The following is a 24,775-nucleotide window of genomic DNA, read 5'->3' as shown; positions in this document are numbered from 1 at the left end:
AAAACCGTGGTTTGAGGTATCAAATACGAAAAACGAACGATTTACCCAAGTAACCTGAAGGTACGTGGGTAGCCATATCGCCCGTTTTTAGTGCTGCATTTTTACAAACTCGCTAACTGCTTTACGCCAATATCAGTGCGTTATTGTGGCAAGGCATCGGTTTTCGCGGCACAAATGAAATCGTTCTTGTGAAGCCCTTTGATTTTGTGGGTCCACCATGTCACGGACACTTTGCCCCACTCCAACAGTATCGCGGGATGATGCCCTTCAGCCTCAGCAAGCGTTGCAACCTCATTAGAAAACGCCCACGCCAGCTTAAAGTTTTTGAACGTGAATTCACGGTGTAGTTGCTCAATACCGTCAACGGTGATCAATTCCCAAGCAGGAATACCCGTCATGAGTGTTGACGCTTCATCTTGTTCGACACGCGGCGCATCAGCGCGGCACGCTTCGCATTGCAATTCATGTAAATCTGTCATGGTTTCCTTCCCTATTGCGCCATTTTGACGGGGTATAACGGTGAATGGAGGCCCAACGCCATGGCTTGATGCACGCAGGCCATTAAATCCATTTGCGTAAAGCTAAACAGTGTTTCGAGATCACTGAGCGTAAAATAGATAGGTTGCAAAATATCGATACGGTAAGGCGTTCTCATCACATCTACGATGTCGAGCGGCTTGTAGATTGCTTGCTCACTGGAAAAGGCATAGTCCGTTTCTGCGGGTGACGACAGAATCCCTCCACCATATATAGAACGCTTCCCGTTGTGCTGAATCAAACCAAACTCTACCGTGAACCAATAAAGTCGGGCTAAATACACCCGCTCTTCTTTCGTGGCTGTCACACCTAAACGGCCATAAGTCTGAGTAAATGCAGCAAACGCAGGATTGGTTAACATGGCGCAGTGCCCAAACACCTCGTGGAAGAAGTCTGGCTCTTGCAGGTAATCCATGTCTTTTTCCGTGCGCAAAAACGTCGCGACGGGGAATTTCTTTTCAGACAGCAAAGTAAAGAAACGGTCGAAATCAATCAACGCGGGGACAGGCTCGAGTTGCCACCCTGTGGTATCCCCCAACACCGTATTGATGTCAGCGATTTGTGGCGCATGATGATGGGGAAGATCCAGCAAATCCAGGCCATCAAAATACGCGCTGCAGGCTTTGCCTTTTATGCAATTTAACTGGCGTGAAAACAAGTGCTCCCAAACGCCGTTTTCGTCAGAAGTCCAATGTATTTTCCCGAATGCATCGAGGGGCTTTGACGCGTATTGACGTGTTTTCATTTCACGCCTCCCAAGAATTTCCGTGCCTAAATCTACGATAGACAGCCACGTTTCATTCGTCAGCAAAACGGCGAGGATACGGTATGAAACAGTGTAATTTTTTATTTACGAATCAGTAAACATCAGGAGTCCAGCGAATTTTTCATGTCAATTTAGTTTTCACGTTTTCCAGATAAGTTGTCCATTCTTGAGACAATCGTGGCAGGAGATCACAATAATTCGATATCTTAATAAATGTTTGTTTTTGGAAAGCGATTCTTTAACGTAAGATTCTTCCCAGTGATTTTAGAGGTAGGAAATCAGTGGTAAAGCACCTAAGGACAAGAAGTGATTTTGAAAAGTGCCTGAGAGCCGGAGACAACGGCGAACTCACTGCTACTTTTAATGGATTTCATCTTCGCAGCGTTTACCAACCCATTTTTCGAAGAGACAATTCTATCCTCGGTTTTGAAGCGCTCGTGCGTGTTCAAGACGAACAAGGCCAAAACATTTGCCCCGCAGAGCTCTTTCGCTACCTCTTACCCACCGATGAAGAATTTGCCGACCAAATTAGCATCGATAAACTCGCCCGCGTTATCCACTTAAGAAACTTCGCCAAACACGCAGGACAGCATTGGATTTTCCTCAATATGCTCCCTTCATCAGCCGTCGCCTCCATCGAAAAATTCGCCAGCCAACAGTTGATGGTCGGACGCCTTGCCGAACTTGGCATTCCTCGTGCTCACGTTGTTCTTGAGGTGGTTGAACACCTCCACGATGACAGCAAACGCCTTTCTTTTGCTACGCATCAATCCGTCGAAAACGGCTTTAAAATTGCCATTGATGATTATGGTGTTGCAGGGTCGCAAGAAGAGCGTGTTCGCCAAATGAACCCAAGCATCATGAAACTCGACCGCTCCCTACTGCAAAGCTACGTTGAAGGCGATCAGGACCCAATGCACAGCGCAATTGCCCTAGCAAAAGAAGTGAACGCACAAGTCTTGGTAGAAGGCGTTGAAAATAAGCAAGAATACGATGCTGTAATGGCACTAGAGATTGATTACTTTCAAGGGTTTTACCTAGGCATGCCAAAATCAATCAGTGAATACTTCCCAGCAAGCACCGTTGGCGTGAGTTGTCCAAGCAGTGCATGATTCTCCTCACTCCCATCACGCCGCACGCTCTGAATAAACATTGATCAATGCGTATTAGCACCTAACGCATTCTGCTCAGTTTGAAAGCCGACGAACGAGAATGTTCCTTTCTCTTTGTCTAGTCGTAGCGGCCAAGCTAGGGCTCCTGCTATTTTCCCCCCTAGATCGCCCACTCTCTGTCCAACAAAGCCCCCCACCAACGCTAACGTTTTCCGTTGCCTACAATTAAATGCTAGAATCGCCGCCATCATTTTCGCGTTCGACACGGTGGCTCCCCCCCTCTCGACGGCGATAGACAAGTATTCAAAAGGCAATCATTCACATGATTAACAACACGATTCAGTGGTTCCCGGGCCACATGCATAAAGCACGTAAAGAAATTGAAGAAGTTGTACCAAAAATCGACGTCATCATCGAAGTGCTTGATGCGCGCATTCCTTTCAGCAGTGAAAACCCGCTTATCCGTCATATTCGTAAAGACAAGCCCGTCATTAAAGTGTTGAACAAGCGCGACCTCGCTGATCCGGAAATGACCGCACTTTGGCTTGAGCACCTTGAAAAAGAGCAAGGTGTAAAAGCCATGGCAATCACCACGGAACAAGTGAGTGAAGTGAATAAAATCATGGATCTTTGCCGTAAGCTTGCGCCGCACCGCGAAGAAATGGGCAAACATATTCGCACCATGATCATGGGTATCCCGAATGTGGGTAAATCCACCATCATCAATACCTTGGCGGGTCGTGTTGTTGCAAAAACCGGTAACCAACCCGCGGTTACGCGCCAGCAGCAACGCATCAACCTACAAAACGGTGTTGTGTTGTCTGATACCCCAGGGATTTTGTGGCCGAAAGTAGAAAACCCACACAGTGGTTTCCGCTTGGCAGCAACAGGGGCGATTAAAGACACAGCAATGGAATACGATGAAGTTGCTTTCTATACCGTTGAGTACTTGGCAAAGGCCTACCCTGACTTGCTGAAAAGTCGCTACAACATTGAAGAATTACCAGAGAGCGATGTCGAATTGATGGAAGCGATCGGCGAGAAACGCGGTTGTTTGCGTGCTGGCGGCCGTATTGATTTGCACAAAGCGTCTGAGATCTTAATCAACGACCTTCGCAACGGCGCATTGGGCTTAATCACCCTTGAGCACCCAGACATGATTGATAGTGAGCTTGTGGCCGTTGAAGAAGCTGCGGTTCGCAAAGCCGAAGAAAAAGCGAAAACGAAAGAAGAGCGTCGTAAGCGTTACCTTCGTAATAAGCGCTAATTCGCGAATTCTCTATACGAATAAGCCCAGCACTTGCTGGGCTTTTTGCTCTGTAAGCTGCTGTGTGATGGCTTTCAGTGAGATGAGTGACTGCGACACCTCAACGTGTATTACACGTCTGCCAGTGTCCAAGCACACACGTCGGTGTCAGTAAGGCGCTCCAACTTCACGAGTGAGCGACGACGCATTTTAACGTGGGAGAGCAACTCAGGGAGCTGAGCGACAAACGTTTCGTTGCATGTCATGTAGAGGCGTTTCTTGGTTTCCATCGCCATATCGACCAGCTTGAGGAGATCAGGCGGCGTTAGCAGATGAGCATCGTCTACGCCGATAAATGGACAGTCCCTTTCAGACATCTCCGTCCACTCTTCATCGGTGATCCTTGTATCTCCACCACAGTAGGCAATTTTTGCTTTGGATACATCCAATACAAAAGGTTGCCCTTGGTATTGCTCGTACAAAAATTTCGTTTTCTCGGTTCGATTAGGGCCGACGATAAGGCTGATATCGTGGAGCGTGAGTTGATATGCAACTTTGTACCAGAGCATGATTTCCCTATATGCAACTGAATGTTAGCGAATAAGGATTATCCTAATTGCGGTTTGCAACCATGTCCAACGTTATCCTGCCAAAATCACTGATAAGCAAGAGGTTAGCTTTGTGCCTCAATCACTATATTGGTGCTCACGGAGTTTGCGATAAAGCAGTGTTTATGGGCAAGTTTATGCATTTTGTCGATCATTGCCGACGATGGCGTGTTATCACCGGAAAAACGTATTGTTGGCCTTAAAACAACGTCCGTAATCGCAGTGCGTCCTTCTGCATTTTCCCCGAGGGTACCAGTGGCATTATCTCGGTAGCTTTCAACGACAAATCGCTGTTTCTCAGCCACAGTGAGAAACGTCATCATATGACAACTTGCAATCGCGGCAATAAAGGCTTCTTCAGGATCAATCGCGTCTTCTTTTGCCACCAAAGGCATCACTAATGGAGAAGGCGAAGCATCTACCGTGATCCCCCCGTCGAACGTCCATTGGTGTACAAACGATACCTTTTTGCTTGCGGCATCAACTTGGCCGCTATGCTCCCATTGAACCAAAACACTGTGCGTCGTCATCCGTGACCCATTGATGTGTTGTGTAACGTTAAAACAGGATAAAAAAACGCCTTGCTGATACAAGGCGTTTTTCACAAGAACTTATTGGTAGTCATCACCCGCAGCGGCAACAAAGGCCATTTCTACCAAGTATTTTGGATTGGCAAGTTCGACTTTCACACACGCGCGGCTTGGTGCTGTACCTTCGTCAAACCATGCATCCCATACGCCATTCAGCGCGTCTAAGTTGGCAAAGTCTGTGACGTAAATGGTGACCGAAAGAATGCGTGATTTGTCGCTACCTACACTTGCCAACATTTCTTCTGCTTGTTCGAAGATTTGCGCAGTTTGGCCTTTAATGTCTGCATCAAGGTCACTTTCAGGCACTTCGACAAAATGTGCAATGCCGTTAAACACGGTAACGTCAGACCAACGTGCCGTTGGATTAATTCGATGGATTTTCATGCAGTTAACACCTCAGTAAATGTGAGGGGATCATAGCAGAGCTTTATAGGCAATGAGAACTACCCAAAAGGGTGTTTTGAAGCCTTCTGTGCGTTGCTTTCAACGGGTGGTACTCATTTTCAATGCAAAAACGCCATGCGCTCAAAACAGCCTAAAATGAAACATACGAAAATTCGGCACTGAATACATATATTGAGGTCTATGGTTACATAAGTAAATACACCACCATAAGCAACTTATTTCACCTGTGCCATTTTTAAAACAAATTTTAAACAAACGATTCAATCGAAAATTCCAAATTGAATCATCGATTAATATCACTATACAGCGAGTGGAATATAAAGAATCATATTTAAACAATGTCGATTATAGGTATATAAAATGAAAGCATTCTCTTCCCTTATCTCTGTAGCGCTTCTTACTTTATCTTTTCAAGCCAGCGCTGCAGATCAATACAAAGTAGACAGTGAAAATTCCACCATCAACTTTGCAACGATCAAAAAGCAATATGTCGTTGAACCTGCGGAACTTACCAATGTAAGTGGCATGTTGAATGAAGATGGCAGTTTTTCCGTGAAGGCAGCACTATCAAGCATTAATACGGGAATCTCTATTCGCAACACGCGTCTCAACGAGATTTTCTTCCAATCTGCTAACAACCCCGATGTCACTATTTCTGGCAAGGTGTCACTCGAAGACGTTGAAGGGGCGAATAAATCTATCCCTGTGAACGTTTCTTTGTATGGCAACAGCAAAGAACTGACGGTACCCGTAACCGTATTGAAGAATGATGATCAAATCATTGCCTACACTGTAAAACCTTTGATTGTTAAAGCATCAGAATTCGGCATTCCAGTTGAAAACTTAAATAAACTGGCGGAAACCGTAGGCGGTATTACATTATCAGACACTGTACCAGTGAGCTTTGTATTAGTTTTTGATAAATAATCACAGATAATTATTGTAATAATCTCGACGTGATATTTATTCCAAAATCAGAAACTAAAAAGCCAGCATAAACATGCTGGCTTTTTTATATTAGAAAAATGACATATAGATGTTTGGTAGTTATACCCAAACAACCTGAAGATGCTCGATGTCAGAGGCCATCAGTGCGTTCAGTTCAAGGCAAATTCTTGTAGGAATAGTCATTCTATTTCACAGGAATTTAACGATGAAGTGGACGCACTGAGGGCCTCCCTTCGGGCGAGTTTACTGACGCCATGCTCGGTGTTATCCCTTTTTGATGGAGATCACTACATCGGCAAAGGGACGCCTAGATCATAACGTCAGGAAACCTCGCTGAATCCTGCATCTTCAGGTTGTTTGGGTATAAGTCCCCCCCGACTACCACCACCATTTCCATTTCTTCACGCTAATTTTCTTGGTTTCAGAGTCCGTTCCTCCTAAATCATCCGTCACCGTGTGTGTCACGTCGTACTTGCCCCGCTTTCTGTAGGTGTGCCATACCATGCCCACTGAGGATGTTGCCTTCCTCCCATCACCGAAATTCCAGTGGTATTTGTTGATATCGCCATCGCTATCTGTCGAAGCTGAGATAAATAGCGCCCATTTCCCCACTTGAATCACATCAAAATCAGCTTCTGGGGCAACGTTTAGCGTCACACGTTGCGTGTCTGTGTCTGTCTGCCCAAACGCATCTGTCACCGTCAATGACACGGAATAGATGCCGCCTTGCGAATACACATGAACGGGATGCTGCTCACTCGAGCGGTAACCATCGCCAAAATCCCAAGCCCACTGTGCAATGGCCCCTTCTTTGTCGTTCGATTGATCGATGAAAATCACTTCATTGCCCTCGATGGCAGCGCTGAATGACGCCGTGGGCGCATCATCATCTAGCGTAATTTCGACAACGCCAAAGTGATTGTCTTCCGCTTGCTCTACCACAGTAATACTGAGGCCGTATTGGGGCACAATTCGGCCAGCGTCAGGCTGTTTGGGATTGGAGTAATCGCCGCGATCATCAAACGTTGGGTTTGCATTCAATGCGTCGTCAATCAAGGTGCCAGTGTCGTCAAAACTGACGTCAATAGGTGCTTGGTCTTGCAAGCTAAAGACGGCATCACGGATCTGATATTTGGTCGATGCCGATTCGCCGTGATCTGTCCATGTAAGAGCAAACTGGTCAGCATCAACCACGCCGAGCCACCCTTTTCCAGGGTGTTGCCCTACCCAGTTATCAGAGTATGAATCGTCGGCATACCACACCACCAAACCCGGCTCATACTGCCAGCGGTCGCCACTGCGTTGGAGGTTCTTTAACCCTTCATCAACCCCCGTATGGCTTCGCCATTGAAGCATGTAGTAATGCGCGTAATACCCAACGCCGTCATTCTTGCTGTAGCCGTTAAAGGCAAAGGTGCTGTCAGATTCAGCATCGTCTGACAGCACGGTGTCTCCGTCAGCAACCACCAAAATGTTGTCTGCGTAAAACCCCTGTTCAACCCAGCCCCCATCGGTGATGTACTCAAACGTGAGTGTTACGGTTTGCCCCGAATACGCTGACAAATCAAACACCGCAGGCACCCAGCCATTGACGTTATCTGGGTGATCTTTGGAATAGCTGTGAACGGCAGGTACTAGGCCGGAACCTAGCGGATCATCGTACGTGGTGATATTGCCTGAAATGGGCTCACCATTGATGAGTACGCGGGCGAAGTCGTAATCAGGTTCCACGTCATAATGCGCATCGAAGGAGAGTGAGATGGCTTCTGCGGTGGGCAGCGCCACTTCTACTGACATGCTGCTGTGCAAATCGTCTCCTTTGCCAGAGTAATACTGGTACTCTCCCGCATAAGGCAGAATTTCTACGACTTCTTTGTTTGGTAGGTTGATGCGCACATGGTTCGTGCCGTCGTTGTTTTCGACGGTTTCAGCAAGTCGTACTGTTTGCGTTTGACCCGCTAAATCATTCAAGGAATAGGTGACAGCCTCTAGCCAGTTCCCACCCATTTGGGCATATAGAAACTCTTTCGCCCACGCACTGAACGCAACAGGTTCCGAGCCTGGGATTTTCCCTGCCCACGATCCAGAAGACATTATCGACCAAGACGACACAGGCTCACCCTCGCCCGAATATTGAGTATCATATTCATCAGGCAAGCCCAAATCATGCGCATATTCATGCGCGGCAACACCCGCTGCGGCGTCAATCGGCTGCATGGTGTAATCGTAAGCGGCGTATTTTCCGTTCCAATGGGATAAACCGCTTTCGGTGCCTTCTAGCTCATAAACGGCAGGGAGATTCCAACGGTGCGACCAAATGGCATCTTGTCCGATCGCACCTCCCCCTGCCTCCTCGCCAACAGACGAATGAAAGATCATTAAGTGGTCGATAACACCGTCAGGTTCAAAAAAGTCACCATCATTATCAACGTCATACCGGTCTTCGTTATCATAGTCAGCAAGGTTAATCGTGCCATCTTGAACCAGCGCATCGAGCGCTTCTTTTACCAACGCTCTGGCGTTGGCATCTTTTGCACCGGAATCAGTGTGTGCGCCGTAATATGCCGCTGGATGCTGCGCGCGATACCAGCCCCCCACCGCCCCCGCAACGCTGTAGCTGCCACCGGATTCTTGCTCGTAGTACTGACGCATTGTGATCAAAGATTCACCGTTTGGCCCTGTGTATTCATCACCAAACAAGAGATCCTGATAATGCGAAGCAGGATAGCTGTCATAGAACATGTCGGTATGTTGCGGCGCGAGCTGATTGTTATCGACAGGCAGATCGGGAAAATCTATCAGAATGGCCAACACGCGGTCGGTACGCGTAGTCGGAGCGGAACGTAGAAATGAAAACCGCTTTGTCGTTTCAGCTGGCGCTTCTAGCTGTGCTTTTCTTTTCAGAATGTGTTGACGATTTTCTAATTTCTTCTTGGCAAACACGCCATCATCTAAAGGCTGAGTACCGCCCAAATAGGCGTCGAGGGCTTTCTGAATCTCCTCTGGTGATGCGTTGTCCGCCAGCACACCCGTTCGCTTTAAGTAGGCGATCACTTTTTCTTCATTGATGATAGAGAGGTCAAACGGCGTATGTGCACTTACCGATGACATGGATGCACTGACTACCACAACAAGTGCGAGGTGTTTGACGGTGTTCATATGCCAGAATGTCCTCTTTTTCGAACGAGTTGTCATGAACAGATCACAGCAACTGCTGCCTGTTCACCTTGCCAACATAGGCATTTCGCTGTTTCAGCAGCAAACATCCAACCTCAATGAAAAGTATTGAAACGATGACACGGTGCCTTAGGCGCTTTTCATTGAGACGTCACATTCACAGTCGGAGGCTTGTGTTTTCTAAGATCAAACTCGTGAGATGGGCTTAGATAGTCTTGGAGAATATGTTGCTTTTCCTGGTCACTCATTTCAGGGGTGATGAGCCCGATGCCTTCTAAATACGTCAGCACCTTTTCTTCATTGGCGGAAGAGAGAATAACCGCTGATTCTTGCTCTTCTTTACTGGATGGATGGTCAGATGTGGTTTCTTGCGTCTCTGCATTCGCCGTCAATTGCGCATTAGAAATATTAAACAGTACTGAGCAGTAACACACACCCACCAGCGCGCATCGAAATAGGAAAGAAGCTGAAAACCAGCAGGAGCGAGCTGACATAGTGACCATATGGATTACTTAACAGGATATATGGAAATATAGTCACAACGCACTGTCAGGGTTGTAGGTCAAAAATGAGAACTGGGATCTTTTACCAAAATATATGCACAGGTAAAACGACCGTGACTGCATGATGAGAATCCCCGCCCTTGCTGACATACCTCGTTTTGGCACACGCTGTTTTTAACCTTCAAAGGCAAAAAAGCCAGCACGAAGCTGGCTTTTACATTGATATGGCGTGCATTCAAACACGCAATAGCACCACGAAGAGGCAAAGAGTAAAAAGCGTTTTACGAAGACACTTTCACCAATGCGTCTGCAAGGTAGTCAATGCGCGATTCAGTCAGACCCGCGACATTAATACGGCTATCACCCACCGCATAGATACCAAACTCATCACGCAGTTTGCCAATTTGCTCAGGCGACAAACCCAGCATAGAGAACATGCCTTGGTGCTGCTTGATGAAATCAAAACGGTTGTCACCACAACGCTCAGCCAGAGACGTACACAGCGTTTCACGTAGAGACACAATACGACCGCGCATCGCGTCGAGTTCTGAGCGCCACTGTTGTGTGAGTGCGTCGCTGGTGAGGATCGTTTCTACAATAGCTGCACCATGATCAGGTGGCATGGTGTATGTTGCACGCGCCAATTGAAGCACGCGCCCTTTCGCGTTCATGGCTTCCTGCGCATTCTTACCAATCACAATGGCGGCACCTGTCCGTTCACGGTACAAACCGAAGTTCTTAGAGCAAGAGGTGGCGATCAGCATTTCTTCCACGGAATCGGCCAGCAAACGCAAACCTTGCGCATCTTCTTCTAATCCCGCACCAAAACCTTGGTACGCGATATCAACGAATGGCGTGAAACCGTTCTTCTGAGCAAGTTCATTGATCGCCTGCCAATGCTCAGGACGAATGTCTGCGCCTGTTGGGTTGTGGCAACAACCATGAAGAAGAACCACATCATCAGAGCCGGCTTTAGACAGCGCATCGAGCATGGCATCCGCATCAACCTGCTTGGTCGCAGCATTAAAGTATGGATAAAACTTCACCGTCAGACCTGCCGCTTCCATGACAGGTTTGTGATTGACGTAACTCGGATCGCTGATCCAAACCGTGGTAACAGGTTTCGCAAGGAACATCAGATCAGCCAGCATGCGCAATGCACCGCTCGCGCCGGGTGTTTGCAATGTCGCGCAGCGCTGATAACCGTCAGTGTCTTTGAGCAACAAATCGGTCATTGCCTGATTGAAGGCTTCGTTGCCAGCAAGACCAACATAACTCTTCGTTGTCTGCTCATTGGCAAGTTGCTGCTGAGCCACCTTCACCGCTTGCATGATCGGGGTATTGCCTTGGCTATCCTTGTATACGCCAATCCCAAGATCCATTTTGTCCGTACGCGTATCTTGTCGGTAAGCAATGGAGAGTGACAAAATCGGATCTTGTTGCGCCGGAGTGAGCAGATCTAGCATGGGTAACTTCCTTATTTAACGGCTATTTAAAACGTGATGCGTCTACATTACTAGAACATGCGCGAAGCGCAAATCAAAAAAGCGCAAAGGTAATCATTACCGTTGCGCTCGCTTTACACGTTTACAGACGTGTTGACATTTTAATCGACAGGTGAGGTTTTACCGCGTCGCGTTAGGTTTGGGTTGAACGAATTTTCGGCTAACATCGACAAGTGCCGTCCCCTTCAAATAGGTACGCCCGAGAAGAACGGGAAAGTTGAGATGATGTCTGTCACGCAAGGTGAACTCCGTCTTCTCTGTCACGTCCCCAATGGTGATTGGTAATGCGACAACGTAGCGACGATCATACCCTTCCGCGCTCGATTGAATGATGCGCACAGTGCGGACAACGCGAGATTCCAGCACATCACTTTCTTTGTTGTCATGCGCCAAGCGAAATTTAACCCATTTCTTCCCATCGCGTTCGAAGGGTTTGATGTCGACGGCGCTGATTGACGAGGTTGTTGCGCCCGTATCTACACGCGCTTTGGCAACCACGCCAATGGTGTCAACTTTCACCCATTCTTTTTCTCCGAGCAACAATTTGCCGTCAGATGCATGTTCATAAACCGGAGAGTCGGTCGCGGCGTGCGAAACAGAAAAGGGGCTAGCGAAAGCCAAGGCAAGCAAAGAGAAGAAGGCAAACTTGCACAGCGCCATTCTGCTTCGTTGCAGGTTATGTCGTTTCATTCGGTGTCCTTAGTGCGAAGACAATGCTGAATCGAGTGAATGTTCAACAGTATATAATATCAAACTCGATGACTAAGGTCTGTTGACCTTATTCGGCTGGCATAAAAAATGCCGCTGAGTGAGCGGCATTAAGCTTATGATATGTATCAATAAGAATTGTTAGACGAGTGTCAAACGATGAATCACTTGGTTAGCACTGCCACGCCAAGGTAACGACGGACTCGCCAATTCTTTTTCATATTTGCCGTCTATCATCACGTCAACGAGATCAATCACAGCCTGCTGTTCTTGCGTTAAATTCGCAAGCTCATACCCAGACCATAACCAGATGTCTTTGCCTTCACATTCAGCACGCACACGCTTCACCAACGCAAGTACCGCTGGCACATTGGCAGGATGAAGGGGATCGCCGCCACTGAGCGACAATCCTCTGCGTTTGATACGTGTATCATTCAAGTCAGCAATCACACGATCTTCCATTTGCTTATCAAATACCTGCCCTGAATTCAGCGACCAAGTAGATTGGTTATAGCAGCCTCGACATTGGTGCTCACACCCTGCAACAAACAAGGTACAACGCGTTCCTTCGCCGTTGACGACGTCAACCGGATAATATTGATGGAAGTTCATGACTCAGCCTTACATGTGTTTAACGCGACGTTTTACTTCTTCTTGCTTGCCGTCGTTAAACGGACGTGCATCTGGGCTACCAAGGTAACCACAAACACGGCGTGTTACAGATACTTTGGTTGAGTCGTGGTTGCCACAACTCGGGCAGACAAAACCTTTGCTCGAACATTCAAACTCACCCATGAAGCCACATTCGTAACATTCATCAATCGGTGTGTTAGTGCCGTAGTAAGGCACACGCTCGTAGCTGTAATCCCACACGTTTTCGAGTGCTTCAACGTTGTGCTGAATATTCGGGTATTCACCGTAACAAATGAAACCACCGTTCGCGATTGGCGGATAAGGCATTTCAAAGTCGATCTTGTCGTACGGGTTAACGCTTTTCTCTACATCGAGGTGGAAGCTGTTGGTGTAGTAACCTTTGTCCGTGACACCATCAACCAAACCAAATTCTTTTGTGTCGATTTTGCAGAAACGGCTGCACAAGTTTTCACTCGGCGTGCTGTAAAGGCTGAACCCATAGCCGGTTTCGTCTTTCCAGCGATCTGTCGCGGCTTTCATGTGCTGAATAATGGCAATGGCTTTCTCGCGCAATTCTGGTGAATCGTACACATGCTGCTCAGTGCCATACAGCGCGTTCATGGTTTCATGCAGGCCGATGTAGCCCATTGAAATCGAAGAACGGCCATTTTTGAAAATCTCGCTGATGTTGTCATCCGCATTCAAGCGAACGCCACACGCGCCTTCCATATAAAGGATCGGTGCAACACGCGCCTTCACACCATCTAAGCGAGCAATGCGTGAATCCAAACCTTCACGCGCAACCGCCATCACTTCATCCAGCAGTTTGTAGAAGGTTTTCTCACAGCCATTTGCACGAATAGCAATGCGCGGCAAGTTCAGGCTGATCACACCAAGGTTGTTACGTCCCTCGTGGATCAGCTCGCCATTTTCCTCATACGCTGACAAGAAGCTACGGCAACCCATTGGGGTTTTGAATGACCCCGTTACTTCCACCACGCGATCGTAATTCAAGATGTCTGGATACATGCGCTTAGACGCACATTCCAATGCCAATTTCTTGATGTCGTAGTTCGGCTCACCGTCTTTCAGGTTCAAGCCCGCTTTTACGCTGAAGACCAATTTCGGGAATACTGCGGTCTTGCGATTTTTGCCCAATCCCGCGATGCGATTTTTCAGAATCGAAGACTGGATCATGCGCGCTGCCCATGATTCTCCCAAACCAAAACCAAATGTAACAAACGGCGTTTGTCCGTTTGCGGTATGCAGGGTGTTTACTTCATATTCGAGCGATTGGAACGCGTCGTAACACTCTTTCTCAGTGCGTGATTCTGCATAGCTTTCTGCATCAGCAATGTTCCACTCACGCGCAACAGCAAGGTGTTTTTCGTAACTGATTTCTACATACGGTGCGAGGGTTTCGTCGATGCGGTTGATCGTTGTGCCGCCATAAATGTGGCTCGCCACTTGTGCGATGATTTGTGCGGTAACCGCCGTTGCCGTTGAAATTGATTTAGGTTGATCAATTTCCGCATTACCCATCTTGAACCCTTTGGTCAACATGCCTTCAAGGTCGATCAGCATGCAGTTAAACATTGGGAAGAACGGGGCATAGTCCAAATCGTGATAGTGGATATCGCCTTGCTCGTGCGCGCGAACAACCGATTTTGGTAACATGTATTGGGTGGCGTAGTGTTTCGCCACGATACCCGCCAACAAATCACGCTGTGTTGGGATAACTTTGCTGTCTTTGTTCGCGTTTTCATTGAGGATGTCTGAGTTAGTCTGCTCAACCAAACCACGGATTTCATGGTTTAGGCGACTTTTGCGCTCGCGAATGCTGTCACGATCATGACGGTATTCAATGTATGCACGCGCGACCGCTTTATGTGGACCTGCCATCAAATGGTTTTCGACTGCATCTTGGATCTGATGGATATCAACTTCGTCTACACGCATAAATTGCGCCAGAACGCCGTCTGCAACAGCCGCTGCATAGGCGCGATCCATGTCTTCGATATTATGTGCAGCACTAATGACCGCATCTTCAATGCGTTGACGTTGGAATGGCACACGACATCCATCACGTTTGATGACAACAGGTTTCACAAAAAACTCCTCAACGAATAGTCCTAATACACCCTGTAACTGAAAAGAGAAAACGGCAATGCCCGCCTGATTAAGGAAAGGCGCGGCATTTACGTACCTAAATCACTCAGTCACTGAGGTTGTCATGCGATACACACAAAATGCCGGCAATTAACAGCATTTTTTCTGCTATTTTTGCGGGAACATGGTGCTTATCACGTTAGTGTCCAACCCGTCAACAAATACCAAATATGGGCAAGTTGATAGTGACAGCTACAATATGTGGTGCATTAGACGATCACGTAGGGACAAATACATTGATTTAGATCATAGCCAAATAGGATGCGTTTTTTATCTATTCGATTAGTGCGGATAAGCTTCAATATTTGAGAAAAGCCTGTAAAAAAGTACAACGTACAGCGCAAAAATGTCAGATTGAAAAAACATCGTATACTGTATGCACTACTATCGCCCCATGACCCCAAGTAACCTAAAGACGCCGGATACAGAATCAAGCGCTAGGTTCGACGAGGTTGTTCAGGGTCAAAGCAATTGAGAAGCTGTGGTTTGCTCTCATCGGAATGAAGAAGATAATAAATAGAGAAACACGACTTTTATGCGTTTTAGTCACACCGAAAGAAGCTGTTTAAGCAACGGCATCTTCCCGTCTGCTATTGCCTGTTCTTGGCAAGCTATAAACGCACCTAAATCGCGATACATGGTCGTACTCGCTTTCGCCCTGTTATCACTCTTTTTCATGCGCCCTGCCCACGCCTCACTCTCTATCGCCACATGGAATATGGAATGGCTTTCCGACAAGAACGACATGATTCAAAGTAAGCGCACTAAAGACGATTACTTGATGTTGAAAACCGTGTCTTCCGTGATAAATGCCGATCTCATTGCGTTCCAAGAAGTTGATTCTGTCGACGTGCTGGCGAAAGTACTGGATATCAACGAGTACAATATCTATTTCTCGGACAGAAAAGCGCGATTTAAGCGCAGCCGCGGCAGTGGTCAATTCACAGGTTGGGCCGTCAGAAAAGGCATCTCTGTGATTGATCACCCGGACTACAAGCCGCTTGGTCTTCCTACCTTCCTTTCTGACGGTGATTTACGCTACGGCGCATACATAGAAGTAGAACGTGAAGGCGAACCGCCACTGCATTTGCTCTCCATTCACCTAAAATCAGGCTGCTTTGAAACCCCCGTCCGCCGTAACAACAGCTGTAAGAAACTCGATCGTCAAATCGAAGCCCTTTCCGTTTGGATTAACACACGCACAAAGTTGAACGAAGAGTTTGTGATTGCGGGTGATTTTAACCACTACTTAAATGAGAAAAACGAATGGGTGTGGAAGGCGCTCATCAAAGAAGTGGGCGAAGAGAACGTCGTAAATCTGACACAGAATACGCAAAGCAAGTGTAAAGCCCGTAAATATAACTATCGGACCAAGCGTTGGGAGCATGTTGTTTATAGAAAACTGATCGACCACATCATTGCCAGCCCAGGGGCTATTACGGTAGAAAACCCGCCTAAAACGAAGCAGTATCAGTACTCCTACCATGCTGTCGCGACCTACAGACTCTCGGATCATTGCCCGATCCTTGTAGAAATGTGAGTTACCCCAAACATTTCAGTGCTGTTCCATAAAAGTCACTTTTTTTACCGCAAAATAAAACGATTCTGACTCACCACTGACATATAGAAAATTTGGTATGGCAAAATTTTGCCAATACTAAGAATGATGGACCATCCAAATGCGTTTTTTTACTTTGCCCCTGCTTGCCGCCACCCTTGTCGCCTCTACTTCTGCGATGGCGAAACCCGAACTTGCTCCTGCTGCGTTACTGGATTACGGACACTATGAAAAAGTCGAAGAACTGACGGTTTATGGTGATATCCAACAAGACATCATTCAACTCGCCGAAAACAACACGGCGGACTCCGATGCTGACTTGTTTGTGATCGACGATATTAATGAAGATATTGAAAAAAATGTGCTGATTGTGTCGCTCTCTCTGTATGTCGACTTAAACAGCGGCATTGTGAAGCGCTAAATCTCAGCGTTAACGCGGCACTCAAACACATGAATTTCTAGACCGGTGAAATGTGCGCACGTTTCATCGGTTTTTTATTGCCCCTTTCTTCGCACTGAACTTCTCCCTCATCGCTCCCTGGCATAACGCTGACCTCTTCAATTTTTTTCCAACATCATTTTCTTCCAACGTCTCAATGATGTCGTTTGCTGTTTTGTTAACCTAAAATTTTCAACCGTTTCTGGTAAACTGCTCCCACGTAAAGGACAACAATAATAAAACCATGATTACTGGTACTTTGAGCAAAATGAAAAGCGCACTTGAAGACACTGTGCGCTACACCCTTCTCGTCGGCGAAAATCAGGTTGAGTTAACACCCCTTATCGGTAAATCACTCACCCTGACGCACACAGGCAATATCTATTGCGATGCTTGCGGCAACAAAACCAATAAGAGTTTTAGCCAAGGGCATTGTTTCACCTGCATGAGGAAACTTGCGCGGTGCGACATGTGCATTATGAAGCCTGAAACCTGTCACTTCGCAGAAGGCACATGCCGAGAGCCAGAATGGGGTGAGCAGTTCTGTATGACAGACCACATCGTTTATCTGTCTAACACCTCTGGGCTAAAAGTCGGCATCACCCGCGCGAGCCAAATACCGACACGCTGGATCGATCAGGGTGCGACGCAAGCACTTCCTATTATTAAGGTGAAGAATCGCCATCTGTCAGGATTGGTAGAAATCGCCCTTGCAGAGTTTGTGGCAGACAAAACCAATTGGCGCGCCCTACTCAAAGGCGACAACGAACCGTTGGATTTGAAAGCGGAAGCGAGACGCTTGCTCCCATTGATCGATGCCAAGCTGTATAGCCTTCGCATTCAATATGGTTTCGATGCCATTGAGCCAATCTTCCATGACATCGTGAATATTAGTTACCCTGTCACTCAGTATCCAACCAAAATCGTCTCCCACAATTTTGATAAAGAACCCGTGGTATCTGGCGTACTTGAAGGTATCAAAGGGCAATACCTGATCTTTGATACTGGCGTCATTAACGTTCGTAAATTCACGAGCTATGAAGTGAATGTCGAATATTGAGTAAATGTCGAATGACGTTCGCTTAGGCTGAAAATAGACAAAGCCACCGAGTTCGGTGGCTTTTTTATTGGGGCTGAAGTCTTTCTAAATATCTCGATAGTAAGCTTGATGACATTCAACATGGTTCAACATCGCTTAATCGCTCTTTACCAATACCTTCATACTGACACCGTCATTATTTGACGGACAAGGTAACTCGCTTACCACCCCAACCATGCACGCTGTCTCTTGCTTCGATATACACTTCATCAATCCCACGAGGGATAACAACCCCGGAGAGACTGCGCGTGAAGGGTTGCTCGTTAACATGGGGATGCGCCAATTCACGCGTGCCAAGCACGGTGCCGTCGGCGGTGACAATGCGCCATGCATCGGCGTAATGATCCCAGCCTTCATCAGCATGTTTTACCGTTGCAGAAACACGGTAGCTATCACCCGACGGCGAAAGCGTTGCATCAATAACATCCGCTTTTCCTGCCAGTAAAAATGGCGACCAACTTAGCAATAAAGCCGCTGCGCATGTTTTGAATATGGTCATTTTCTCTCCTTGAACCCACGAAAATACGTAAACGCTAGATGGATAGTTGTATTTCTACATACTCACGGGTTCAAGAAACAAGGATTGCATCAGCCTTTAATCGCAATGCCTGTGGCATCACTCACTGCTTGCATGTTCTCTTTTGAACCCAGCGAAAGACTCCAATTCACCGTGCCGCCATTGGCGATCAACATACATGGCGCACCCAATAGGCTGATGTCATCCGTATGCGCCTGCAGCGTCATTTGGTTCTCTTGGAGCTTTACCATAATCTCGTGCATGGTCGCCACGACCTTTCCACCAGGGATTGAAATAACCACGCTTATTTCCCTTTGTGTTGCAGAACAGCCATGGTCAAGCGACTTGTGCACACAAGGCGACCACGTTCATCACTGATTTCGATTTGCCAAACCTGCGTCGTTGCACCCAAGTGAGTCGGCGTCGCGATACCCGTGACGAAACCCGAACGCATTGCACGAATATGGTTCGCATTGATATCTAGACCGACACAGTACTTATTTTCTTCCACGCACATATTGGCTGCGAGCGAACCCAGCGTTTCCGCAAGCACCACAGAAGCACCACCATGCAACATTCCCAGAGGTTGATGTGTACGTGAATCGACAGGCATGGTGCCCGTTAAGCTGTTGTCGTCAAAATGGGTGTATTGAATACCAAGGTGCTCAACCAAGGTGTTTTTAGACGTAGCGTTAAGACCGTCGAGAGAAATGGCTTTTTTCCAAATAGACAAATCGAGCTCCTGATAGATTTATTTGCATCATTATCGTTGGCATTATCCGCCGTTCTCAAGGATACGGCTATGGTTTGTAGGTATTTGAGACGTTAAAAACAGAAAAAACTCAGTCGTAATAAAACGTAAAATGAAATCTGTTCGACCTGCTTTCTGCGGCTCATGCCGCTTGCCCCGATAAGCAGAGTGATTAGAATGTACCCAAGGCGAAACAAGGGAATGGAAAGATGAAATTCAAGGCGTTAAAAACAACGGTAGCCACCGCATTGCTTGCATTAATCGTGAGCTGCTCCACGTCTCCGACGGGGAGAAACCAGTTCATTCTCGTCTCGGGCGCTGAAATGGCGCAGCTGGGTGCGTCTTCGTTCTCCGAGCTGAAATCTAACGAGAAAATCAGCAAAGACGCGAAAACAAACCAATATGTGCAGTGTGTTACCGATGCCATTTTGAAAGTCACTCCGCCGCAACCGGATTTTGAAAAGTGGGAAGTGGTCGTTTTTGATAGCCCGCAAGTAAACGCATTCGCACTTCCGGGCGGCAAGATTGGCGTTTACACAGGGTTGCTAAAAGTCGCAAGGACACAAGATCAATTGGCGTCTGTAATTGGGCACGAAATTGGCCATGTCATGGCTAACCACGGCAGTGAGCGTGTTTCTAGTTCGATGGCAGCGAATGGCGCACTGCAAATTACCAGCATTGCGCTAGGAGCAAGCGGTACGGCGAATTCAGACTTGATCATGCAAGGGCTTGGCCTTGGCGTTAATGTCGGGGTTCTGCTGCCGTTTAGCCGAGCGCACGAGTCTGAATCTGATTTGATCGGCGTGCAGTTAATGAATGAAGCCGGGTTCGATCCAAACCAAAGCGTTCAGCTTTGGAGAAACATGGCCACCGCATCGAAAGGCTCACCACCAGAGATTCTTTCTACGCACCCTTCCCATGACACCCGTATTGATGACCTTCAAGCTGCCATTGACGCATTACCCGCCACGAACCGAAAAGCCCCAAACTGTGGCCGCCCGAATGTTTAAGTTCTAACATCGTGCCTCAGGCAAATAGAAAGCAAAAAGCCGATCTTATTGAGATCGGCTTTTTGCTTTTATTTGGTCACCAAACACGCAATATAGAAGACGCGTGTTAGCCACGCTTAATCGTGCGCCAACGCTTCGCCAGTCACATCCGCCACTGAGATAAACATGTGTTGTACTTCGCCCCGCAGGTTAACCATTGGGTTCAGCGTGACATTCTGGTACATGAACTTCGCTCGTCCTGTAATTGGACGCACATTGCGGCAGCGAAACAGGTAAGGACGCTGCTTCCACAGCACAAAGCTGCGGCATTTCAGCTCAAAGACAGGCCTGCATTTTGCGCGGAACCACGCTTCAGAAATTTCAGGAAATACGTCAAACAGCGATTTCCCCTGCACTTTGTTGGGGTGCTTTCCTGTGTGATGAACCATGAACCCGTTCCACATGTGTACCGTGAAATCGCGGTCTACAACGATCAACCCCATGTCGATATTTTGCACCATATCGACCATCCAGTTGAACTGTTCAAATTCTGGCGAGTCAATCATGGTTAATCCTCATCGTCCATCAAGTAAGCCAATTTCGCGTCAAGCAATGGCAAGGATTCGTCCACCAGCAACAACAACAAATCACACTTAATGTTGGTGTCATCGATGGCGTAACTCACTTCTATTGTCACTGTGCGCTTCCATGTGCCACGCATGTTATCGACCAAGCTGTCGACATCCATGTGTTGGCCAAGAATGACAGGATAGCTTTGTGCAAACACCAGCCCTGCTTGTTCGCCAATGCCGGCTAGGAATGCACTAATAAGCACATTGCTGACATCCACGAGCACTTCGAGATCGTTGTCGATGGAACCGTCGTCGGGGTAATCCAAAATCCCGAGCAGATCCTTCATTGAAGAATCAGAGATCAACATCAGTGCTTCGCCTGCTAGCCCTTCGCCGCTGAAGCCTTGACAGATGCCCGACATATTGTCGTTTGCCGCAAGGTGGCGAATGGTCATGTCGAGCTCACTCACCTCAAACACGTTCACTTGCGGTAACGGCATATGAACGAATACGTCAAAATAGCGTGCAAGCGAATCGGCAGCACGCCCCATCGCCACATTCACCACTTCCATGTACATTTCACGGCGTCCCACTTTCACACTCGCGGGCGCAGATTTAGCTTGAACAGGCGCTGCAGGTTGCGGAACAGATTGAACCCTTTCGGCGTCTTTATACGGTTCGAGCATCTCAATCAATTCAGCTTGAGAAACGGGCTTTTTAACAAAGGCTTGCGCACCTAGCGCTAACACACGCTGTTGCGCTTTTGGCTGAATATCTCCTGACACCACAAAAACAGGCACATTAATGTTTTGGTCACGCATGGCTTCCAAGGTTTGGAATCCGTCCATTTCTGGCATCGTGAGATCAAGGAACATCAAATCAAAAGGTTGGGATTGCAGTGCTTCGATAGCAATTTTGCCATTCTCAGCAAAGGTAACATCAGCATTCAGGTGTTCAGGAAGAGAACGCGCAAGTTGCTTTCGCGCTAATGCAGAGTCATCAGTGATCAATATTCGGGTCGTCAACGTGTTTACTCCCACTATCCGATTATTGTCGATGCTGAATGCATCTTATGAAAATTCAGAAACAAACCTGCGAAATATAACGCATTTATCATGCATCTGTCTTACAAGTACGCCGCTTATTCATAAGCATAGTGCGAGTTGCGCGGTTTATCGCCAAGCCAAATGCATTTACTTGAATATGCGCAAATCATATCCAAGTTTTCAGCTCGAAATCACCCGCTTAGCGCCCGCTTTTTCGGTCTCTTCTTCCGAAGACTCTTTACTCACTAAGGGTAAATTGCCAAACGCAGAAAGTTGGCGATTTACACTGTCCAGTTGACTGCTGATCACATCGAATTCTTCGATCATGTCATCAGCCGCTTTCTTCATTTTGGCGTAGGTATCGCAGTCATCTTGTGAAACGCGATTCCACGAATTGCCTTTCTTAAATTCATCACACGCTTTCTGACTTGCTTCTGCCTTGTGGCTCGCTTTCAGAATGTTCTCATTCAATTCACTCACGGCTTTCGTCAAACGAAATCGTTCAGCATACAGACGATCCGTGTTTTGAAGACGTGTGCGCAGGGCTTCCAGCGCTTTTTCACTTTCCAGCAGCTTTTTCGTTTGCTCGCTATTTTGAGATTGAGACTGACGGCTTTTCATCGCAATCTTGTGTTCGAGCTCTGCCAATTCTTTGTCTTTTTCCTGCAGCTGAACAACCAGCTTTTCAACGTTGCTTTGTGTTTTCTCGTGTTGAGATGCGCTCACAGACAACGCTAGATCTTTCGCCTCAATGCCTTTCGACAGTGTGGTGTGATCATTACTCAACGCGGCATATTGTTTTTCTAATTCAACCACCTGATCAAACCACACAGCACTAGCAAGCAACCCACCAGCGGCAGCACCGAGCAATAGTAGCGCTGCGTTCTTTGTTTTGACGCTCGTCATTCATATTCATCCCATAAAAAAGCTGCCGCAATGATACCTCATGCGGCAGCCTTAAATGTTAGCTTATCGAAAAAAAACGTTATTTTTCGGCGTCTTGCTTAAGATCTGTTGGCCTTAGATATTTGCCAACGTCACGTCACCTTTAGGTACACAACAACACGTCAACACCAAGCCTTCTTCTTTTTCACCTGGATAGAGCGCGGGCATATCAGGCTGGTCGACATCGCCATCCAACAAGCGCATCTTGCAACAACCACACACACCCGCACGACAACTGTATTCCAGCGGAATACCCGCTTCTTCAGCTTGAACCAAAATAGGACGCTGATTATCACCACGAATGAATTCGCCTTCGATGGTAATGTTCACCTCCGCTGCGACATCCTCGTTTGCGCCAGCAGGCGCACCAAAGAACTCTTGGTGACGTTGTGGCTCAGGCACACCCAAGACATCAAGCAGGTTCATGGCAGATTCCATAAAGCCTTGCGGGCCACACACAAACACTTCTCGCTGCGCCAGTTTCGGCACAAGCGCCAAGTGGGTTTGATCCAATCTGCCCGTCATGCCAGACCATTGCTCTGAAGGTTGGCTGAGCAAGGTCATCACCGTGAGCCCTTTATGCTGCTCCGCGAGGGTATTGAGTTCGTCAGCAAAAGGAATGTCAGCTTCAGTGCTGCATTGATGCAAGAACACAACGTCTTCGATTTCATTCGTATCCGCAAGCGCTCTTAGCATGGACATCATGGGCGTCACGCCACTGCCGCCAGAAAGAAGCAGTAACGCACTGCGTTTATCAGCGTCTTCGCTGAGGTGGAATTGCCCATCAGGCTGTTGAGCAACGATACGACTGCCCGAGATGACATTATCATGCAGCCAATTCGATACTAAGCCATCCTCTACACGCTTAACCGAAATGGATAAGCGCTCAGGACGCGTTGGTGACGATGACAACGTGTAACGGCGCTGGATGCGTTTGCCGTCGATATCGAGCTCGATAGGTAGATGTTGTCCTGCTTTGTATGTTGGCAGCAAACCTTCTGTACGCTCAAACCAAAAGGTTTGGAAATCGCGAGAAACGGCTTCTGTTTCCGTGCACACAAGTTCTAATTTGGGCGTGGTAAGGTCTTCGTACTCTTCGACGTCACGGTACGCCAACACCTCGATGTCGTCACCCGCTTGGATCATGCCTTCATTCAAAGCAATCAAGTTCATGCCGAAGTTAACATTGCCGTCTCTGTCAGTACGAAACTTCGACAATGTGGTGATCGGTTCGCCATTAGCTCGGAAACGGCCGTTATCGAGATCCAAGGTCGTGAACACGCAGCGGCTGCACGGACAATCCACACTGAACTCCACCGTGCCTATGCGAATTTTCGCCCAACGATCTTCTTCAAAAGCGTCACAGCCCGCAGCAACCAAGTTGGTACGGAACTGATCCATAGAATGAAGATCAGGCGAGCGCGCATTCAACGCTGCCAACGATGCTTCTGAAATGAGCAACAGTGGGAAACCATCTGCAAAGCTCACGTTCACATTGGCTTTTTTACCAAAACGTGGCGACGATGTTTCGCCCGTGAACAACAATTGCATCTGCCCACTCAGCAAATGGCTAAACCACGCGTTAGCTGTGGCGGTTGTCGCATAACCTGCAAACTCATCTTTGAAAACGTTGGTGTTAACTTCAGTCAGAGAAAATTGCGCGTATTTGAGGACTAACGGCGACATGGTGGGATGTGTGAGCGTGATGCCGTTGGCTTGGAGCGATGCCGTGACTTGCGAAAGAATGGGATGTGTTCTGCCAGTAATAAATTTGCCCGTGCTGTCAGCCACCATAAAGCGTCTATCGAAGCTCAACCCTACTTTTTCAACCCAAGCATTGCTGAGCGATGTGCCAGCAATGGATTTTACGGGATAGACATTAATTTGATTAATTTTAACGCTCACACTTGCCCCTCTTATTGTTCTGTTTTTAGTCCTTGAACATCAATACT

At 47.5% G+C, this 24,775-nt stretch carries 25 protein-coding genes; 7 read left to right on the top strand and 18 right to left on the bottom strand.

Annotation, left to right across the window (positions count from 1 at the left end):
- Window positions 1-140: 140 nt before the first annotated feature.
- Window positions 141-479, bottom strand: coding sequence for a 4a-hydroxytetrahydrobiopterin dehydratase (locus tag EQP46_RS17150; protein ID WP_129494798.1), 339 nt, complete (start codon window positions 477-479; stop codon window positions 141-143).
- 11 nt (window positions 480-490) lie between these two features.
- A complete protein-coding gene (gene phhA / locus EQP46_RS17145) occupies window positions 491-1,282 on the bottom strand; it encodes a phenylalanine 4-monooxygenase (protein WP_129494797.1) in 792 nt (263 codons plus the stop codon).
- A 302-nt stretch (window positions 1,283-1,584) separates the two neighbouring features.
- Here phhA and EQP46_RS17140 point away from each other — a divergent pair, with 302 nt between their 5' ends.
- The gene (locus tag EQP46_RS17140) at window positions 1,585-2,415 is read left to right on the top strand and encodes an EAL domain-containing protein (RefSeq protein WP_129494796.1); all 831 of its coding nucleotides are present in this window, start codon (window positions 1,585-1,587) and stop codon (window positions 2,413-2,415) included.
- 322 nt (window positions 2,416-2,737) lie between these two features.
- Window positions 2,738-3,682 carry a ribosome biogenesis GTPase YlqF gene (ylqF, locus tag EQP46_RS17135; protein ID WP_129494795.1) on the top strand — a complete coding sequence of 315 codons (945 nt, stop codon included), beginning with the start codon at window positions 2,738-2,740 and terminating at the stop codon, window positions 3,680-3,682.
- A 110-nt stretch (window positions 3,683-3,792) separates the two neighbouring features.
- On the opposite strand, the gene EQP46_RS17130 is transcribed toward ylqF, so the two are convergent.
- From EQP46_RS17130 to EQP46_RS17120, 3 genes are all read right to left on the bottom strand, one after another.
- Window positions 3,793-4,230 (bottom strand): hypothetical protein, encoded by a 438-nt coding sequence (locus EQP46_RS17130; RefSeq protein WP_129494794.1) that lies wholly within the window; start codon window positions 4,228-4,230, stop codon window positions 3,793-3,795.
- A 104-nt stretch (window positions 4,231-4,334) separates the two neighbouring features.
- Window positions 4,335-4,799, bottom strand: a complete 465-nt coding sequence (locus EQP46_RS17125; RefSeq protein ID WP_129494793.1) for an OsmC family protein — start codon at window positions 4,797-4,799, stop codon at window positions 4,335-4,337.
- Between the two features lie 81 nt (window positions 4,800-4,880).
- Complete coding sequence (locus EQP46_RS17120; RefSeq protein WP_129494792.1) at window positions 4,881-5,243, bottom strand: RidA family protein; 363 nt, start codon at window positions 5,241-5,243, stop codon at window positions 4,881-4,883.
- A gap of 381 nt (window positions 5,244-5,624) precedes the next feature.
- Between EQP46_RS17120 and EQP46_RS17115 the strand changes: the two genes are divergently transcribed.
- On the top strand, window positions 5,625-6,191 hold the full coding sequence (locus EQP46_RS17115; RefSeq protein ID WP_129494791.1) for a YceI family protein: 567 nt from the start codon (window positions 5,625-5,627) through the stop codon (window positions 6,189-6,191).
- A 399-nt stretch (window positions 6,192-6,590) separates the two neighbouring features.
- Here the strand turns inward: EQP46_RS17115 and EQP46_RS17110 are convergent, their stop codons facing one another.
- From EQP46_RS17110 to nrdD, 6 genes are all read right to left on the bottom strand, one after another.
- Window positions 6,591-9,371, bottom strand: a complete 2,781-nt coding sequence (locus tag EQP46_RS17110) for an immune inhibitor A domain-containing protein (protein WP_129494790.1) — start codon at window positions 9,369-9,371, stop codon at window positions 6,591-6,593.
- 158 nt (window positions 9,372-9,529) lie between these two features.
- A complete protein-coding gene (locus tag EQP46_RS17105; RefSeq protein ID WP_194956835.1) occupies window positions 9,530-9,883 on the bottom strand; it encodes a hypothetical protein in 354 nt (117 codons plus the stop codon).
- A gap of 290 nt (window positions 9,884-10,173) precedes the next feature.
- Entirely contained in the window at window positions 10,174-11,358 is a 1,185-nt protein-coding gene (locus EQP46_RS17100; protein ID WP_129494789.1) for an amino acid aminotransferase, read from the bottom strand.
- A gap of 159 nt (window positions 11,359-11,517) precedes the next feature.
- On the bottom strand, window positions 11,518-12,057 hold the full coding sequence (locus EQP46_RS17095; RefSeq protein WP_129494837.1) for an ATP-dependent zinc protease family protein: 540 nt from the start codon (window positions 12,055-12,057) through the stop codon (window positions 11,518-11,520).
- A 189-nt stretch (window positions 12,058-12,246) separates the two neighbouring features.
- Window positions 12,247-12,717 (bottom strand): anaerobic ribonucleoside-triphosphate reductase-activating protein, encoded by a 471-nt coding sequence (gene nrdG / locus EQP46_RS17090; protein ID WP_129494788.1) that lies wholly within the window; start codon window positions 12,715-12,717, stop codon window positions 12,247-12,249.
- A gap of 9 nt (window positions 12,718-12,726) precedes the next feature.
- Window positions 12,727-14,847, bottom strand: a complete 2,121-nt coding sequence (gene nrdD, locus EQP46_RS17085; RefSeq protein ID WP_129494787.1) for an anaerobic ribonucleoside-triphosphate reductase — start codon at window positions 14,845-14,847, stop codon at window positions 12,727-12,729.
- Between the two features lie 595 nt (window positions 14,848-15,442).
- Between nrdD and EQP46_RS17075 the strand changes: the two genes are divergently transcribed.
- From EQP46_RS17075 to EQP46_RS17065, 3 genes are all read left to right on the top strand, one after another.
- Window positions 15,443-16,447, top strand: a complete 1,005-nt coding sequence (locus EQP46_RS17075) for an endonuclease/exonuclease/phosphatase family protein (RefSeq protein ID WP_240671759.1) — start codon at window positions 15,443-15,445, stop codon at window positions 16,445-16,447.
- A gap of 139 nt (window positions 16,448-16,586) precedes the next feature.
- Window positions 16,587-16,886, top strand: a complete 300-nt coding sequence (locus EQP46_RS17070; RefSeq protein WP_129494785.1) for a hypothetical protein — start codon at window positions 16,587-16,589, stop codon at window positions 16,884-16,886.
- A gap of 262 nt (window positions 16,887-17,148) precedes the next feature.
- On the top strand, window positions 17,149-17,964 hold the full coding sequence (locus EQP46_RS17065) for a DUF2797 domain-containing protein (protein WP_129494784.1): 816 nt from the start codon (window positions 17,149-17,151) through the stop codon (window positions 17,962-17,964).
- A 175-nt stretch (window positions 17,965-18,139) separates the two neighbouring features.
- Here the strand turns inward: EQP46_RS17065 and EQP46_RS17060 are convergent, their stop codons facing one another.
- The 3 genes from EQP46_RS17060 to EQP46_RS17050 all read right to left on the bottom strand — a co-directional run bounded on the left by EQP46_RS17060 (window position 18,140) and on the right by EQP46_RS17050 (window position 19,253).
- A complete protein-coding gene (locus EQP46_RS17060; protein WP_129494783.1) occupies window positions 18,140-18,502 on the bottom strand; it encodes a hypothetical protein in 363 nt (120 codons plus the stop codon).
- A gap of 89 nt (window positions 18,503-18,591) precedes the next feature.
- Window positions 18,592-18,822, bottom strand: a complete 231-nt coding sequence (locus EQP46_RS17055) for a DUF3389 family protein (protein WP_129494782.1) — start codon at window positions 18,820-18,822, stop codon at window positions 18,592-18,594.
- Between the two features lie 2 nt (window positions 18,823-18,824).
- Window positions 18,825-19,253, bottom strand: a complete 429-nt coding sequence (locus EQP46_RS17050; protein ID WP_129494781.1) for a hotdog fold thioesterase — start codon at window positions 19,251-19,253, stop codon at window positions 18,825-18,827.
- 227 nt (window positions 19,254-19,480) lie between these two features.
- Between EQP46_RS17050 and EQP46_RS17045 the strand changes: the two genes are divergently transcribed.
- Complete coding sequence (locus tag EQP46_RS17045; RefSeq protein ID WP_129494780.1) at window positions 19,481-20,281, top strand: M48 family metallopeptidase; 801 nt, start codon at window positions 19,481-19,483, stop codon at window positions 20,279-20,281.
- A 116-nt stretch (window positions 20,282-20,397) separates the two neighbouring features.
- Here EQP46_RS17045 and EQP46_RS17040 read toward each other — a convergent pair whose 3' ends face one another.
- The 4 genes from EQP46_RS17040 to EQP46_RS17025 form a co-directional block, all read right to left on the bottom strand.
- Window positions 20,398-20,826 (bottom strand): PAS domain-containing protein, encoded by a 429-nt coding sequence (locus EQP46_RS17040; protein WP_129494779.1) that lies wholly within the window; start codon window positions 20,824-20,826, stop codon window positions 20,398-20,400.
- A 2-nt stretch (window positions 20,827-20,828) separates the two neighbouring features.
- Window positions 20,829-21,857: a response regulator gene (locus tag EQP46_RS17035; protein ID WP_167482777.1), complete on the bottom strand. Its 1,029-nt coding sequence runs from the start codon at window positions 21,855-21,857 to the stop codon at window positions 20,829-20,831.
- A gap of 201 nt (window positions 21,858-22,058) precedes the next feature.
- Window positions 22,059-22,784, bottom strand: a complete 726-nt coding sequence (locus EQP46_RS17030) for a hypothetical protein (RefSeq protein ID WP_129494778.1) — start codon at window positions 22,782-22,784, stop codon at window positions 22,059-22,061.
- A 114-nt stretch (window positions 22,785-22,898) separates the two neighbouring features.
- Window positions 22,899-24,728, bottom strand: coding sequence for a hybrid-cluster NAD(P)-dependent oxidoreductase (locus EQP46_RS17025; RefSeq protein WP_129494777.1), 1,830 nt, complete (start codon window positions 24,726-24,728; stop codon window positions 22,899-22,901).
- Window positions 24,729-24,775: the final 47 nt, after the last annotated feature.

It is taken from the genome of Enterovibrio baiacu (genome assembly GCF_004120195.1).
Taxonomy (GTDB): Bacteria; Pseudomonadota; Gammaproteobacteria; order Enterobacterales; family Vibrionaceae; genus Enterovibrio; species Enterovibrio baiacui.
This window is presented reverse-complemented; position numbering and strand designations above follow the sequence as displayed.